General features: G+C 59.2%; 13 protein-coding genes. 3 read left to right on the forward strand and 10 right to left on the reverse strand.

Annotated elements, in window-relative coordinates; genetic code table 11:
* Positions 1 to 472: 472 nt before the first annotated feature.
* The 10 genes from ONB25_03725 to ONB25_03770 all read right to left on the reverse strand — a co-directional run bounded on the left by ONB25_03725 (position 473) and on the right by ONB25_03770 (position 10,161).
* Positions 473 to 1,624 (reverse strand): AAA family ATPase, encoded by a 1,152-nt coding sequence (locus ONB25_03725; GenBank protein ID MDZ7391998.1) that lies wholly within the window; start codon positions 1,622 to 1,624, stop codon positions 473 to 475.
* Positions 1,625 to 1,861: 237 nt separating this feature from the next.
* A complete protein-coding gene (locus ONB25_03730; GenBank protein MDZ7391999.1) occupies positions 1,862 to 2,170 on the reverse strand; it encodes a hypothetical protein in 309 nt (102 codons plus the stop codon).
* 48 nt (positions 2,171 to 2,218) lie between these two features.
* Entirely contained in the window at positions 2,219 to 3,880 is a 1,662-nt protein-coding gene (nadB, locus tag ONB25_03735; protein MDZ7392000.1) for an L-aspartate oxidase, read from the reverse strand.
* A gap of 254 nt (positions 3,881 to 4,134) precedes the next feature.
* Positions 4,135 to 4,506: a hypothetical protein gene (locus ONB25_03740; GenBank protein ID MDZ7392001.1), complete on the reverse strand. Its 372-nt coding sequence runs from the start codon at positions 4,504 to 4,506 to the stop codon at positions 4,135 to 4,137.
* 110 nt (positions 4,507 to 4,616) lie between these two features.
* Positions 4,617 to 6,158, reverse strand: coding sequence for a SpoIID/LytB domain-containing protein (locus ONB25_03745; GenBank protein MDZ7392002.1), 1,542 nt, complete (start codon positions 6,156 to 6,158; stop codon positions 4,617 to 4,619).
* Between the two features lie 12 nt (positions 6,159 to 6,170).
* The gene (locus ONB25_03750) at positions 6,171 to 6,980 is read right to left on the reverse strand and encodes a CPBP family intramembrane metalloprotease (GenBank protein ID MDZ7392003.1); all 810 of its coding nucleotides are present in this window, start codon (positions 6,978 to 6,980) and stop codon (positions 6,171 to 6,173) included.
* 131 nt (positions 6,981 to 7,111) lie between these two features.
* Entirely contained in the window at positions 7,112 to 7,966 is an 855-nt protein-coding gene (locus tag ONB25_03755) for an RNA methyltransferase (protein ID MDZ7392004.1), read from the reverse strand.
* 21 nt (positions 7,967 to 7,987) lie between these two features.
* Complete coding sequence (gene hisS, locus ONB25_03760) at positions 7,988 to 9,265, reverse strand: histidine--tRNA ligase (protein MDZ7392005.1); 1,278 nt, start codon at positions 9,263 to 9,265, stop codon at positions 7,988 to 7,990.
* Between the two features lie 56 nt (positions 9,266 to 9,321).
* Positions 9,322 to 9,663 carry a hypothetical protein gene (locus tag ONB25_03765; GenBank protein MDZ7392006.1) on the reverse strand — a complete coding sequence of 114 codons (342 nt, stop codon included), beginning with the start codon at positions 9,661 to 9,663 and terminating at the stop codon, positions 9,322 to 9,324.
* Positions 9,664 to 9,693: 30 nt separating this feature from the next.
* Positions 9,694 to 10,161 (reverse strand): PTS sugar transporter subunit IIA, encoded by a 468-nt coding sequence (locus ONB25_03770; GenBank protein ID MDZ7392007.1) that lies wholly within the window; start codon positions 10,159 to 10,161, stop codon positions 9,694 to 9,696.
* A 222-nt stretch (positions 10,162 to 10,383) separates the two neighbouring features.
* Here ONB25_03770 and ONB25_03775 point away from each other — a divergent pair, with 222 nt between their 5' ends.
* The 3 genes from ONB25_03775 to ONB25_03785 form a co-directional block, all read left to right on the forward strand.
* Complete coding sequence (locus ONB25_03775; protein MDZ7392008.1) at positions 10,384 to 11,775, forward strand: tetratricopeptide repeat protein; 1,392 nt, start codon at positions 10,384 to 10,386, stop codon at positions 11,773 to 11,775.
* Positions 11,776 to 12,218: 443 nt separating this feature from the next.
* Positions 12,219 to 13,634 carry a T9SS type A sorting domain-containing protein gene (locus ONB25_03780; GenBank protein ID MDZ7392009.1) on the forward strand — a complete coding sequence of 472 codons (1,416 nt, stop codon included), beginning with the start codon at positions 12,219 to 12,221 and terminating at the stop codon, positions 13,632 to 13,634.
* Between the two features lie 51 nt (positions 13,635 to 13,685).
* On the forward strand, positions 13,686 to 14,750 hold a 1,065-nt coding region (locus ONB25_03785), incomplete at its 3' end, for a hypothetical protein (protein MDZ7392010.1).

Genomic DNA, 14,750 nt, shown 5'->3' on the forward strand with positions numbered 1-14,750 from the left:
CAAGCCATCCTACGCCGACTAGCCTACGGTGCTGACCTGCCACCCTCGCACCAGTGCTGGCCCCCAAAGCGCCCTTCGCGACAGGACTCCACACGAGCAGCTATGCGGGCCTCGTATCCCAATTTGTCTGCTTGGGCGCACAAGGTGCTGAGCCGGCGCGAAAGACTACCACGGGCGGCACTCTCGGCACTCGCACCTCGCTGGTGTCGTAGCGGCGTCCTCGCTCTTCGAGGAATTGTTGCTCGCCAGAAGGGGCGTTGACCAAAGTCGCTGCCGCCCCTCAGCAGGGGCGCCTCCCCTGTGCGCCAGGCGGACCAGAGGGGACACCCCCACCTGTCACGTCCCCGGGGCAGAGCAAGGCACGTGGACTCTTGCTACGTTTCGTACCTCACAAATGACGAGAGTGCATTCGGTCAAGCCCTGTGGGTCAGCGAGACTCCCCTCGTCGATGCCGACACCACCGCTCATGTTATTAGCCAGAGGGGGAGCCCCAGACGCGAAGCCGCTTGAGCACCCCTCTACCTCCCTTCCCTCCTGGAAGCTCCAGGATCACACCACTGTCCTCGAAAAAGAAAAGGTCGCCAATCATCAAACCAATGGAGTGACGCAACGGCTTCCAGTTCTGACGATACGCCTGGTTGTCGACGCGGGTACCATCTTTGTCTTTCGTCACAAGCAAGACCCTTTCTGGGTGCTGACGATTAATCATGAAAGGCGAATGCGTCGTGTAGATGAGTTGATTTTTCGCGGAGAGGTCTTCAATGAGTCTTACCAAGTCCTTCTGTCCAGCCGGATGGAGGTGGATCCCCGGTTCTTCCAACAAGAAGAGGTACTCGTTAGCCCTTCCCTGGAACGTCCTGGCCATAAAGTGCACATAGAAGGAGAGGTACCAGCGGAAGCCGAGGCTGCGAGCTTCAGGGGTATCGAACACCGTACTGCTGTCTGCCACGTCGATGTAGAGTATGTCACGGTTGACGCTTAGCTTGATCTCGATGCTGGGTTCCTGGGACCAGACACGTCGTATCTGTTCAGTTAAGGCGCGCGCCGCCTCTTCGCGCGCACGCCGACCACGGGAGGAGTCTTCAAATGCCAAGGCGAGGTCGTCCAATCCGGCAACCTGCAGGAGATTTCGTTCGGTGGCAAAGCTACTCTTGTTCTCCTCCAGGCTCTGCAAGTCAACTTGGCTCTTGATCAAGCGAATGTCGTCGAAATACATCAGGCGCGGCAAAACCTCCAGTAGCCGCCGTATATTGACGCCCTCCAGAACTTGACCGGCGATGTGAACCTGATAGTCCTCGGGGGCCGGCCCCGCCTTGAGCACCGAGAAGTTTTGTACCTCTTCGAATGCCTTGGAAATAGCGCTCAAGTCCCTCCTGTTTTCCGCACTCAGACCGCTGAACTCCAGTTCAACCTCTGGGCACTTGTTGTCGTAGTAGTGATTCGAATACTGACAGGTAAGGGAACTGTCAAATTGCGCTCCGGGAGAGAATGCCTCTATTGCACGCAGGATGTTAGTTTTACCAGTCTCATTAGCCCCAATCAGCACGTTGATGCGGGGATTCAGGGGCGTATTGAGCTCCAGGATCGACTTGAAGGCCTTGATGTGTATTCTTGACAGAACCATGGCTTTGTTCCCCATTCATGGGATCAAAAGCGCCTTGTCGAGGATCTGTGCCGGTTGCGTTACAATATATGCAGGCGCAGCGCTTAAGTCAAGAACAAAATTCGCCTCCGCCGCGAAGGCTTTGGCCGGCGTTCGGGGCGGCGAACACGAGGAGACAACGGCCCTCACGAGGGTACACCCTCCCTCTTTGAGGCGCACCATGGGTTGTAACCGAGCTCAACTGCCGTTTGCCCGCCGTCATGGACGCAGACTCTCCCGGCCGGCCTTCTTCTGGGGTAAGAAGGCTATCACTAACCCACGGAGGCTGTAAACGAAGAGGGCGAAAAGAAAGTACGACGAAGTAAACTTGTCCGGCAGACCGCTGCGCACCAGGCTCGACCAGAAGAGCAGGGCCAAGAGTGCCCACAGCAGTCGTCGCAGCATAGAGATAATACGCGCCGGTACGGCTCGACGATGGAGGAATGCGGCATACCAGGCAACGAACAGGTCAACCACTACGAGCAGTACTAATCCCCCGAGCGTGGCCGAAAGGATCTTGAGTCCCATCTCTTTCTCCTCCGATACAGGGGCCGCGTCGCCTCGGGAAGGTAGAGGCTATTCCTTGGTGTGTGCGGTAAAGCGACGGCGGCGGCAAAGGATGGTGTCACGCTTCCAATTGATGTCGTCCCGCTGGGGATAATCGGTGGTGAAGTGAAGGCCTCGGCTCTCCTTGCGACGGAGGGCGCAGCGGATGATCAAATCCGCAACTTGGGCGATGTTGCGCAATTCGATCAACCCTTCGGTCACGGTCGTTCGCTTGTAGAAGGCTTCGATTTCGGCCTGGATGAGCCGCACCCTGCGCAGCGCCCGCTGCAGACGAAAATCAGAACGCACAATCCCCACATAATTCCACATGAGGGTCTGAATCTCTTCGCGATCATGCGCGATGAGAACCCACTCTTCGCTGTTGAAAGTTCCGGAGTCATCCCAGGCGGGGAAGGAGGGCAGAGGTTGCCGCATCTGGCCAGCAAAGGCCACGGCGTCTTGGTACGCGTGGTGGGAAAAGACGACGGCCTCCAGCAGGGAGTTGGAAGCAAGACGATTGGCCCCATGCAAACCTGTGCAGGCCACTTCTCCGCAGGCATATAGGCCGGCAATATTGGTCCGTGCGTGGATGTCGGTGACCACGCCCCCACATGCATAGTGGGCAGCTGGTACCACTGGGATCCACTCCTTGGTTATGTCGATCTTGTGCCTGAGGCAGGTCTCGTAGATGTGGGGAAAGCGGCTCTTGACGGCCTCTGCATCCAAGTGGGTAACGTCCAAATAGACGCACGGCTCTCCGCGCTTTTTCATCTCGGTGTCGATGGCTCTTGCCACCACGTCGCGCGGGGCGAGCGAGGCCATCGGGTGGTAGCGTCGCATAAAGTCCTCCCCGTCGCTGGTCCGCAGGATGCCCCCGAAGCCGCGTACTGCTTCGGAAATGAGGAAAGAACGGCCTGTAGCATGCGGCCCGCGGTACAGGGAGGTAGGATGGAACTGCATGAATTCCATGTTGGCGATGCGCGCGCCGGCGCGATAGGCCATCGCCACTCCATCGCCGGTGGCAATCTCCGGGTTGGTGGTATGCAGATAGACTTGTCCACACCCCCCGGTGGCCAGTACGGTGGCTTTGGCCACGAACGTCCGCACCCTTTTCTGGGCCACATCCAACACGTAGGCCCCCCAGCAGTGGAGGCGCTTGGCCTTAGCTTCTTCCTCAGGACCGAGTTGGTGCTCGGTGAGCAAATCGACGGCGACGTGGTTTTCCAGCACTAGAATGTTCGGGTGGTCCTTAACTGCAGCGATGAGCGCGCGTTCAACTTCTGCGCCGGTGTGATCTCGGGCGTGCACGATGCGGTTGCGGCTATGGCCGCCTTCTCGGGCAAGGTCAAAAACTGTACGTCCTGCCTCATGGCGCATGGTGAACTCGGCCCCCCACTGTACCAGCTCGCGCACGCGCTGTGGCCCCTCTGCCACCACCATCCGCACCACATCTTCATGGCAGAGTCCTGCCCCGCCCCGCAGGGTGTCTTCAAGATGGATGTCAAAGGAATCGTCAGGCCCAAAGACAGAGGCTATGCCACCTTGGGCATAGTTCGTGTTGGACTCGGCGCGCTCTTTCTTTGTGACCACCACCACCTGCCCATGGTCGGCGGCTTTCAACGCAAACGAGAGACCGGCGATGCCACTGCCAATCACCAGAAAGTCACAGCGCTCGTGGTCGCTGTCCGTCATCGGTTCCTCCCGACACTCGTGAGCCAATTTGGCGATTCAACATAGCACAATTTGCTGCAAAAATCAAGTGCTTTGTACAAGGCCCCAGGGATGGCCTCGTGGCAGAAATGAGGAGGGACAAAGGCAGGGTGTATCGCGGGTAGGCGTCTTTAGCAAGAGTCTGACTTGCTTAATGGCTTCGACTTGCCCCTCGCCGGTCGCCCATTAGCCTTAAGGGTACACCAGCCTAGATCTCCAAAGCCGTATTCCAGGCCCTAATGCTCCTGTTTTTCACCCCTGTCGATTAGTTCCAGGAGCTTCTGCTGGCGCAGGGGGCGCTTGAGCACAGCGCTTACGCCGAGCGCCTCGAGTGGGGTTTCGGGTGAATCTGTCTTGTTGTCATCGATGGCAATGACACGACACCTGGGCGCAATCTGGCGGAGTTCTTGCACCAAGTCGCCCCAGTCCCCATTGTGGGTGTGGGAATCAAACCCCACCGCGAGGAGAATCACGTCTGGGGAAAACTCCCGTGCCAAAGTCACCACCGTCTGCCGGTCCTCTGCGATTTCGCAATGGTGGCGGCGGTGGAGCGCCAAATAAGCCTGCATCTGCGACTTGAGCACGTCGTCGGCGATGACTACTCTCATTACCCTTTCCGCAGCTTGTGACAGTTCCGTAACTCCATCTTAACATAGAGACGCCATACGGTTTTTGCGGACAGGGTCTGCAGAGCTGAGCCACCGTATCCCCGGCCCCTTCAATAGAGCTTCACTAACTCTGTACCTGGGTAGTAATGGGCGAGAATCTGGCGGTAGTCATAGCCCTGGGCGGCCATAGTTGTGGCGCCTACCTGGCACAGACCCACGCCGTGCCCCCAGCCGGCGCCATGGAGGACAAACCGACGCACCCTACCTTGCGCATCTCGTTCCCTTTCGATGTAGAAGCAGGCGCTGTACAAGTGCGACTCAGAGAGAATGCGGCGTATCTCCAGCTCCTTGCCCACCACAAATGTGCCTCGGCTGCCTACAACTTGCAGGCTCATCAGTCTGCCGGACGCCCCTCGAGCCCCTGGAACAAGGTCCACCAGCTCCCCGAACTCAATGCCCGTTTTGCGGGCGATGAGCTCCTGCAGCTCTTCCCGCGAGTAGCAGACCTGCCAGCGGAAGAGACGATTAGAGTCGCCAAGACTGTCCGGCACTGGGTACCGCTGGGTATTGCAGAACACATCCGGATTGCTGTCGATAAAGGCGCGCGCCTTGTCCTCGTCATCGATAGGAAATGGAATGGCTGTTCGCCCATCCGTGAAGGGCACCAGGTAAGGGACGCGTCGTTCGTCCCACACGTTGGCATAATCCTCGGCGACGCCCCCGCAGATCTTTGAGTAGCGGGCGTCGCACACCTTGCCCCGGAACATGAGCACTTCACCGCGCGTAGCGGCGGCAGCAGCCCGCGATTGTTCCATCACGTAGCCAGCCCCCCAGTACCGTTGACAGTGGTCATCGGCGCAGAGATGGAAAGGTTCGGCCGCATGGTGCTTGCCCATAGTTGCCAATACAGTGGCCCTGGCGGCAACGGTCTGGGCGCGCAGTAAGTCAGGAGGACAATCCACCGTCATTTCCGAGGAATTCACGCTGGCAAGATAGTCTTCTATGAGCAGCTCGTCGATGGCTACCAGTTTCCCCTGGTTGTTCACGGTGACCTCCAGCGCGCCGAACAGCGTCTGGTCCTCCAGGTGCTGCCAGTGGAACTCCACACCGACGACTACGTTTGCCAGAGTGATTACACCCTTTTTCCCGGCCGGTGGCACCAAGCGCACCGTGTTCTCAAAGCTCTGGCCGGCGCAGTGCAGGGTAGCCCTGGGCTTTCGCACTGCCTGCTCCACGACCAGATAGACGGCGGGAATCTCGTGTTGGCGGCGAAAATCCACGGCGTCATGCTCGTTGGCAAACGGTCCGGCCAGCACCCAGTACTCTCTATTGTCCACCCTCGTAGCACCCAAGTCCACCTCAAGCCCTGCGTGGCGGTAAGTGACCGGCCAGCCCTTTTCGCCGTACTCGACTGCTGCCCTCTGAGCCTCCTCTTTCGTATCCCTAATTGCCAGACGAACAAAATAGTCTATCTGGGCGGGAACTGCAGCAGAAGCGGAGACCTGGTAGGTACCTGCCGCCAGTTGGGTCCGGGCCTCCCCGCTGGCGTCGTAAAGCGTGCAGGGTTCACGTAACCGGAAAGTGACAAGGTCCGCCGCGCGTATCATTCCGATGCGCACCAACGGTTCCATTCCTGGGGTGTGATGGCTCATCAGAGACGCTCCTCATGTCTTACGAGTTTCGCCTGTCCGGCAGACAGCGAAGAAAAGGCGGACACTTCCCACCAGCAGAATTAGAGCGGGCACAAGCAGGCGAGGGCGTACGTGTCCGTGCCACAAGTACCACGAGGCCTGGTCAAAGCCCAAATTGATCCCCAGCACCGACAGACCGTTGTTGGTGGCGTGCACTATGGCGCTCGGCAGCACACTGTCGCTGCGCCAGGCAAGGAGCCCCAGGAGCACGCCGAACACCAGGATTTGGAGGCTCGTCCACGGATTCATGTGGAGCAGAGCAAAGGCGAGCGCGCAAAAGACGATGCCTCGACTTGCGTCGATGCTGCGCTCGAAGGACTGCTGCAGGAAACCGCGGAAAAGCATCTCTTCAAGGAGGCCGGCTGCTAGCACGGCAAACAACACCACCGACACGCCTTCCTCGGGAGAGCTGATAGTCAACAGTTGCTTGATCTGGTGGACGAGTGCTTCAGGCATGGGGAAGACAAGGTTGACGAGACGGTCCAGTTCATCCATGACCACCGTTGCGGCGACCCCGATGAGCAGGGCCAAGACCGCCTGGGACCAAGACACCGTGCGCAGTCGAAATACGCGCGCAAAAGGGTAGCGGCCAGCCACTGTGGCGACTACTGCGGGCAGGATGATGGAGAGCTCGGCCACGAGCAGTAGCTTCTTGCTCAAGAAAAATGCTGCACCCACAGTGACGACGATCATGAACAGCAACGTGATGAAAATGATCCCGATGCTAAGGCCCAGTCCGGGATGAGGCGCGGAAGGAACTGGGTGCGAAGCTTTCTCCTCCACGAGGTTGTCCTTTCACAAGTGCCAGTGCTTCGATTCGCGTGTTGGTAAAGGGGAGGGCTTGTTCCACTCGCCCTTTCCTTGTCCACTCTTCAGCTGGGATAATCTCGGTTGATTGGCCAAATGCCCTTTTGTCACACCAGCAGATCGCCCTGCTGGCCCGGCACAGTCGGTGTAAGGTGGCTCTGCCGGGCCGCAATGTGAGCCAGGACAATGCCTGCCGCCACGGCGACGTTGAGGGAGTCGCCTGCGCCGTACCGTTCGATCCGAATCCCATCGTCGCACAGTGCAGCAATTCCGCGGTCGACGCCGGATGCCTCTCCGCCAAATACCACCACGCAGGCAGCAGGAACCGCGAGCTCCAGGAGCGCAGTGCGAGCACGCATGTCGGTGTAAAAGAGCGAAAAGCCTCTGTCCCTGAGCAGAGGAAGAGAGGCGCGCAAGTCGATTTCGTCGTAGACTGGCACGTGGAAGATGGCCCCTGCAGTGCTGCGAACGGTCTTAGGGTTAGTGATATCGACGGTCGTGCGGTCGCACAGTAAGCCCCTTACGCCGAACCAGGCGCAGGTTCTGACGATCGCGCCAGCGTTTCCAGGGTCGGCAATGCCATTGAGCGCAACAACAATCCCTCGTGGCGCCAGCTCTGGGTCAAGGGATCCGTAGGGCCAGTGCGCCACTGCCACCATCCCCTGGCTCTGGACGGTGTCAGCGATGGTGCGGAAGGCTTGCCGTTCGGCAGCAAGAAGGGGCACTCCGGCCTGCTCCAGTGCCTGAGCGAGTTTGACGGCCCGCTCGCTGTGCAGCGCCTGAGGTGCGAGGACCACGGCCTCTAACCTTGCTTGGGCCGCAAGCGCCTCCTCGATGCACCTGATTCCTTCTACCAGGAATTTGCGGTCACGCGTCCGGTACTTCTTGACCAGCAGTAAGCGGTAGTACCTGAGCTGGTTGTGTGACAGGGGCGTTGTCCGGGGAGCATAAGGCTGAGCCACCGGAAGCACCTCCTTGCCTGCTCACGGAGAGGTCGAGCTCGCGAGGGTAGCTCGTATGTGCTCTACCAAGCGCGCCAACGGCACTTCCTGCTGCGTGCCACTCAGCATGTCCTTCACTGCCGCAGTCTGTCGCGCTGCCTCGTCTTCGCCAACGATGACCACCAGAGGCGTGCCCAGCCGATTTGCCTCCCTAAGTTGAGCCTTGAGGCTCCGATCTCCAGGCGCGAATGTGGTCGCTACCCCCGCGTCGCGAAGTGAGGATATCACCCGCAAGGCAATCATTCGCGCCAATTGGCCGTGGTAGGCCACAAAGACGCGCGGCTTGGGGAGCTCGGGAACGGCCAGCCCTTGTTCCTTCATGCTCAAAATGATCCGCTCGATGCCCGAGCCGAAGCCGATACCCGGTGTGGGCGGCCCGCCCAGCTGCTCGATCAGGCCATCATAGCGGCCACCGCCACACATGGCATTCTGGGCCCCGATGCCCTCCACCCACACCTCAAAGACAGTCTTGGTGTAGTAGTCCAGCCCGCGCACCAGCCGATGATTAAGCGTGTAGGGCCGACCCAAAAGGTCAAGGTATTGGCGTAGCGTGGCAAAGTGGGTTGCACATTCCTCGCACAGGTGGTCAACTAAGGGTGGCGCGCCGGCGATAATAGGCTGGCAGCTCTCGACCTTGCAGTCCAGCACGCGCAGCGGATTCCTTTCCAATCGCCGCTGACAATCTGGACAAATCTCGTGAATGTGGCCTTGGTAGTAAGCGCGGAGGGCCTCCAGATAGCCAGGCCGGCAGCGGGGGCACCCTGTACTGTTCAGCTGGAAACGAAGCCCTCGAAAGCCCAACTCTGCGTAGAGATGCCACGCTATGGACATCACCTCCACGTCAACGGCCGGGTCCTGCTCGCCCAGCGCCTCCACGTTGAACTGGGTGTGTTGGCGGAACCGCCCAGCCTGGGGGCGCTCATACCTGAAGATGGGCCCAATGGAGAAGAGTCGGACCGGCTTGGGCCGCGTGTGCAGGCCGTTTTGAAGGTAGGCCCGGACTACGGCGGCCGTAAACTCGGGCCGCAGTGTCAAAGACTCCTGACTCCGATCGGAGAAGGTGTACATCTCCTTTTCCACGATGTCGGTACCGGCGCCTACGCCGCGCTCAAAGAGTTGCGTCTGCTCAAAAATCGGCGTGTCAATGCGCTCGTATCCGTAGAGTGCACAGATGCGATGGATTTGAGCCTCGATATGACGCCAATAAGGTTGTTCGTCGGGCAGCACGTCGCGCGTGCCCTTGATGGACTGGTACCTCACCTTCAGCGTCCTTAACTTTACCTGGGGTGACGAGGTGTCGGAAAAAAGGGGCCTGCTCAGATGTGGTTGAGCATTTGGTGGAGAATGGCCGCAGCACGTCGCCGGTGACGCTTTGGGACTACAAGCACCGCTTGGCTCCCCACTGCACCAAGTCCCTTGCTCCCCAGCGCCCCAGAAACCACATCCTGCCTGATGGAGGCGGGAATGCCGGCACGCAAGAGGGCCTCCCTGACCATTTCCGCATAGAGGGTGCCAGGTAATGAGGGCAAGGCTACCCACTCCTCGGCCTCTCCAGCCTCTTCCACGGACGGAAGGTCTGCGACCAACCTTACCCTACATTCGGGACAGACCTTCGTTCCCTCGATGTATTCGTAGCTACAGCTTGGACAGAACGGCATACGTAAGACCTCGCCTGTGAGCGCGGCCCCTTATCCGAAACAGGCGTCTTCTTCCTTCTCAATTGCCGCCAACACCTCTTCTGGCGTCTTTGCCTTGATCAGACGGGCCCTGAACTCGGGTCGATGCATAAGACGCGAGATATGACTCAGCGCCTTCAAATGAGGGCCTGTCTGGTCGTAAGGGCCGACAAGCAAGAACACCAACCGCACCGGCTTATCGTCGATAGAGCCAAATTCTACCTCGTCCTTTGTCACGCCAAAAGAGGCAACCAGATTCTTCACCCCATCAGCCTTGCCATGCGGTATGGCAACGCCATCGCCCACGCCCGTGCTCATGACCCGTTCGCGGTCCAATACCGCCTTCAGCACTTTGTCCCGGTCCTCGATCTTGCCAGCGGCATAAAGTGCGTCAACCATTTCCTCGATGAGCTTGTCCTTTTCTGTGCTCACCAAGGGAATGCGAATGGTCTCTTTGCTCAGAATTTCTCTTAGCTTCATGTTCCCACTACTCCCTCCAAAGTCGCCCCAAATTTATAACAAAATCTGAAATATGCAAACCCTTTCTCTTGTCCCCGACAGAGCAGACTCCCCGGTACCGGGTCCAAGTGAGGTTTTCCATGCGCAGGGGGATTGGTTTACCGTAAAAAGCAGTGAGAAGGATTTTCAGAGGAGTCGATGAAGGGAACATTCTGAAGTTGAGCGCGCACGCGAGGAGGGACAATGAGGTGGCGACGAGGGGCATGGCTTTGCATCTTGGCGATTGTGGGATGTGTTGCTGCGGGTGGGGTATCCCACCGTGCGTCGTCGGCCGGCGCCGGACAACGCGAGTTTCGCTTTGTGGTCCTTGGCGATAATCGGCCCGGGATCCGGACGGAGCGTCTGCCCTTTGTGTACCATTTGCTCCTCAAGGAAGTCATGGCGCGCCGGCCGGTGGCCGTCTTCAACACGGGTGACATCATCATCGGGGGGACAGACGATAGTCTGACGTTGCGGCGCATGTTCGAAGAGTTCAGGAGGACTTCTTCGATCCTCACGGTGCCGCTTCACGTGGCACCGGGAAACCACGACTACTTCAACAGGACAAGCCGAGCCTTGTTCCAGGAGTTAATCGGCCCCCCCTACTTTTCGGTGGACTACGGGGGTTGCCACTTCGTGGTACTCTCCTCGGAATGCGAGGGAGAGGTCTCGCGCATTATTGGAAAGCAGTTGGCGTGGTTGCAGGACGACCTCGTGCGCCACCGCGGGTCAGAGCACCTGTTTGTGGTTGTGCATCGGCCTTTCTTTCCGGTGGGGCCACACAAAGGTGACTCCTTTGACGCTTACGCGGCCAATAGGGACAGTGTGCTGGCCTTATTGGTGGCTCACGGCGCCGAAATCCTGTTTGCCGGCCACGAACACCTGTACCACGATGCCACATATGGGCGGATCCGGCAGATTATTACCGGTGGGGGAGGCGCCCCTCTTTACGCTCCGCCCGATTCTGGTGGAATCTTCCACTTTGTGCTGGTGAAGGTTTCGGGCAAGAATGTGCAGACAGAGGTGGTGCGCGTAGAGGACCCCTACGAAAAGGCAGTTCGTGCGTTGGAAGGGAACGATGCACGCCAGGCTCTCCAGCTTATGCAGCGGGTGCTACAGGATAGTCCGGATCAGGCCGAGGCCCACCTGTACCTGGCAGTGGCGCACTTTCGGCTGGGAGATCGGGCCAGCGGAGGCCAGGAACTTGCAATATTTCTGGAGCAGGAACAGCGCACGGTGGCCGCATATGAACATGCCGGAAAGACGCTCACCACACTTGGCCTCTGGCCGGAAGCGTTTGCTTTGTTCCGGGAGTTCGCCAACGACAAGCCCGAAAGCCCACTACCTTACTTGGGATTAGGGCAGTGTTTTTTCCGCTTTTCCAGCCCCGACTCTGCAGCGCTATGCCTCGAAAGGGCTGCAACTTTGGATTCCTTGGCTGCCAGGGTTCGCTATTGGGCCGGTGAGATCTACGAGAAAGGTGGGAGACTGCCGGATGCCATACGGCACTACCGGGCGGCGGTACGGTTAAACCCTAGCAGTTCCTATGGCAAACGTGCTGCCGAGCGCCTGCGTGAGGTTCTCGAGCATGAATAGGGCCCTGTTTTTGGCCCACGGGTGGAGAAGCGGTCACCCCAGGGCGTGTTGAAGATCGCTGGGCGGCGGAGGCAGACCTTGAAGGTGGCATACCATTTGCCAATCTGATTATCGCACGTGTGAGCCTTTACACACGGATTGCTCCCCTAGGTGGTGCGAGGCGGCTATAGCCAGGCTCGGAGCGAGGGTTTGTATCTCTTCCTTTTTTATGGAGAAACAAAGAGCTTTCAGCTCTTGCAATGCCTGGCTTTCATGCGGCGCGATGATCTGCAGTCTGTTGCGGTTTCAATGTTTCGTTCTGAAGCACCGTTTCATTTGTAAACAAGGTTGATGGCCGCCGCGCAGCCAAGGAGCAGCGTCCCGAGGTGCATCGCAACGAGGCCTGGCGACGGCTCGTTGGCAAAGCTGCAGGCGAATAAGGACCACTCACTGCGGAGGGTACGATGAGGAGAGTAATCCTACTGGGCGCGATGGTGACGCTTGTCGTTTGCCTGGGAGGGCTAGGGGTCCCTCGCGTCGAGGCACAGTCAGGGGATACGCTTTCTGTCTCCACGGGCTGGGCGCTCCCCGGGGGATTGGATACACTGAGCGTGCGCATCAAGAACGCCACGGTGATCAAAGGTCTGCACTTCAAGCTGGTCGATAGCCCGGATAAGCTCACGGTGGTTGGCATGGCCAAGGCTGCACGCATCAGCTCCTTCCGGGTGGATACCACCAGCAAGGCCGGTGGGTTTTGGGTGCTCATGGTACCGGACACTAGCACCAGCCCTCGGTTGACCACGGGTAGTGGCGAGATCTTACAAGTCTACGTCCGCGTCGCGGCGAGCGCCACCGGAGGCACCAACGCTAGCGTGGGTTTCGACTCGGTGCGCGCTGCGGCAAACGCCACAGGGAACCCCGCGGTGAGTATCGTGCCGCGAAGCGGTGTGTTCTGGTTTGGGCGTAAAGGCGACGTCTTGTACAACACGGTCGTAGACCTCTTCGACGTGCTCCGCATGATCGACATCACCTTGCAGCGCCCGCCAACGCCGACCGCCTACGAACGCTGGGCGGGCGATTTTGATGACAACGGGATTGTCGACGTGCAGGACATTGGTAAGGCCATCGACTTGGCGGTCTCGGGGATGCCCAAGTCCGCGCGCCTGCCGGAGGAAGCTCCCAGCGCCTTGAGTGGGAACATTGCGCTGCGTCCTGGACCCACGACCCAAGATGGTCGCCGCCTTTTGACCATTGAGGTGGAAAGCCCGGTTCCGCTGGCGGGTCTGCAAGTGAGCATAAAAGTGACGAGCAAAGGGGCGGCACCAGGCGCTCCTACCGTGTGCGGCATTGCGAACGGCATGTCCCTTGCCAGCAAACTGGTGGGTGAGGAGTTGAACATCCTCCTCTACAGTACATCGGGTGGCGCGATGCCTGCAGGAAGAGGCTCCGTGGCGCAGCTCACTTTGGCCACGGGCACGGAGGAGCCGGCGGGTCTTCCTCTGCAGATCGTCTCCGCGCACGGGGCAACGCTCGACGGAGAGCGCGTGGATCTGCTCTGGGATGCGGGCCCGGCCCATCAGCAACTGCCGCAGACTTTTGCCCTGCATCAGAGCCGGCCTAACCCCTTCAGTGGGGCAACCGTAATCAGCTATGACATTCCGTCATTGCCTGGAGGTGCGGTGGATGTGCAGGTGGCGGTGTTCAACCTCCATGGGCAACTGGTTCGGCTCTTGGAACACGCCAGGCGCGATGCGGGCCGGTACACGGTCCAGTGGGACGGCCGGGATGAGGCAGGCAACGCCGTTTCTTCAGGAGTCTACTTCTACAAGCTCCTGGCCGGTGAGGTGACGCTGGTGCGAAAACTGGCCATCCTGCGGTGAAGCGAACACCTCCTTTGCAAGTCGGGCACAACAAGTGGTGAGGTAGCAGCGATGAAAGCAAGAACGTCTCTCCTCGGATTAGTGGCGATCGCGGTGGCGTGCACGATGAGTCAGGCGGCGGTGGTCACCGACAATTTCAACCGCTCTACGCTGGGCCCCAACTGGGCGGCGCACGCTGCGTACCAGATCGTCAACAATACGTTGGCCAACACCTCCACCACGCCTGGGTGGAACTACTTGGCCGTGTTCACGGCCGTCACCAACCCCACAGAGGTCTCGTTCAAGTGGGCTCCAAATGCCACCGTGGAAGGGATCAACGCCGGCGGCATCGCAATTTTCTTGAATGCGCCCTCCTCAACCGCCACAGGCTACTGCGTCATCCGACGTGGGGGCTACATTCTCCTGTGCCCGGTGGTCAACGGTGAAGTCGTCAGGGACCAACCCATCGACTCCAAACCTGTAGCGTTGCCAGTCTACCAGCCTGGCGATGTGATCAAAGTGGTCGCCTCAACGGATGCTGCCGGCCACCACTTTGACTTTTACATCAATGGCCTTTTCGACACGCGTGTCAACGACACCCAGAAGCGCTACGGGACGAGTGGAGTCCTTTACGCCGGGGTAAGCCTTTTCGGGAATCTGGCGAACAACATCGATGACTTTACCGTGCGCGCACCTGTGCTCACGTTGACGGCTCCCAACGGCGGCGAAAAGTGGACGGTTAACTCCACCTACAATATCACCTGGACCTACTCCGATTACTCCGGCAACGTCAAGCTCGAGTACTCTACAGATGCGGGCACTTCCTGGAGCACCGTTGTCGCCTCCACAAGTAACACTGGGAGCTATGCTTGGAAGATACCCAATACTCCGTCGAACACATGCCGGGTACGCATCTCTTCCGCAGCCAGCGGTATCCCCAGTGACATCAGCGACGCCGACTTTGAGATTCAGCCGGAATCGGAGGCGATCACCCTCATTAGCCCCAACGGCGGCGAGACCTGGATTGTCAACACCCAACGCCAAATCACTTGGAGCGCAACCAGCGTCATCACGAATGTGCGCCTTTGGTATTCGATGAACGGTGGGGCCAACTGGACCGAGATCACTACTGCCCCC

It is taken from the genome of candidate division KSB1 bacterium (assembly GCA_034506335.1).
Classification (GTDB): domain Bacteria; phylum Zhuqueibacterota; class Zhuqueibacteria; order JANLFK01; family Oleimicrobiaceae; genus Oleimicrobium.

Coding starts and splice junctions, on each gene's coding strand:
- nadB (MDZ7392000.1), bottom strand. CDS start 3,880: ATGACGGACAGCGACCACGAGCGCTGTGACTTTCTGGTGATTGGCAGT.
- ONB25_03780 (MDZ7392009.1), top strand. CDS start 12,219: ATGAGGAGAGTAATCCTACTGGGCGCGATGGTGACGCTTGTCGTTTGC.
- ONB25_03725 (MDZ7391998.1), bottom strand. CDS start 1,624: ATGGTTCTGTCAAGAATACACATCAAGGCCTTCAAGTCGATCCTGGAG.
- ONB25_03740 (MDZ7392001.1), bottom strand. CDS start 4,506: ATGAGAGTAGTCATCGCCGACGACGTGCTCAAGTCGCAGATGCAGGCT.
- ONB25_03770 (MDZ7392007.1), bottom strand. CDS start 10,161: ATGAAGCTAAGAGAAATTCTGAGCAAAGAGACCATTCGCATTCCCTTG.
- ONB25_03730 (MDZ7391999.1), bottom strand. CDS start 2,170: ATGGGACTCAAGATCCTTTCGGCCACGCTCGGGGGATTAGTACTGCTC.
- ONB25_03745 (MDZ7392002.1), bottom strand. CDS start 6,158: ATGAGCCATCACACCCCAGGAATGGAACCGTTGGTGCGCATCGGAATG.
- ONB25_03765 (MDZ7392006.1), bottom strand. CDS start 9,663: ATGCCGTTCTGTCCAAGCTGTAGCTACGAATACATCGAGGGAACGAAG.
- ONB25_03775 (MDZ7392008.1), top strand. CDS start 10,384: ATGAGGTGGCGACGAGGGGCATGGCTTTGCATCTTGGCGATTGTGGGA.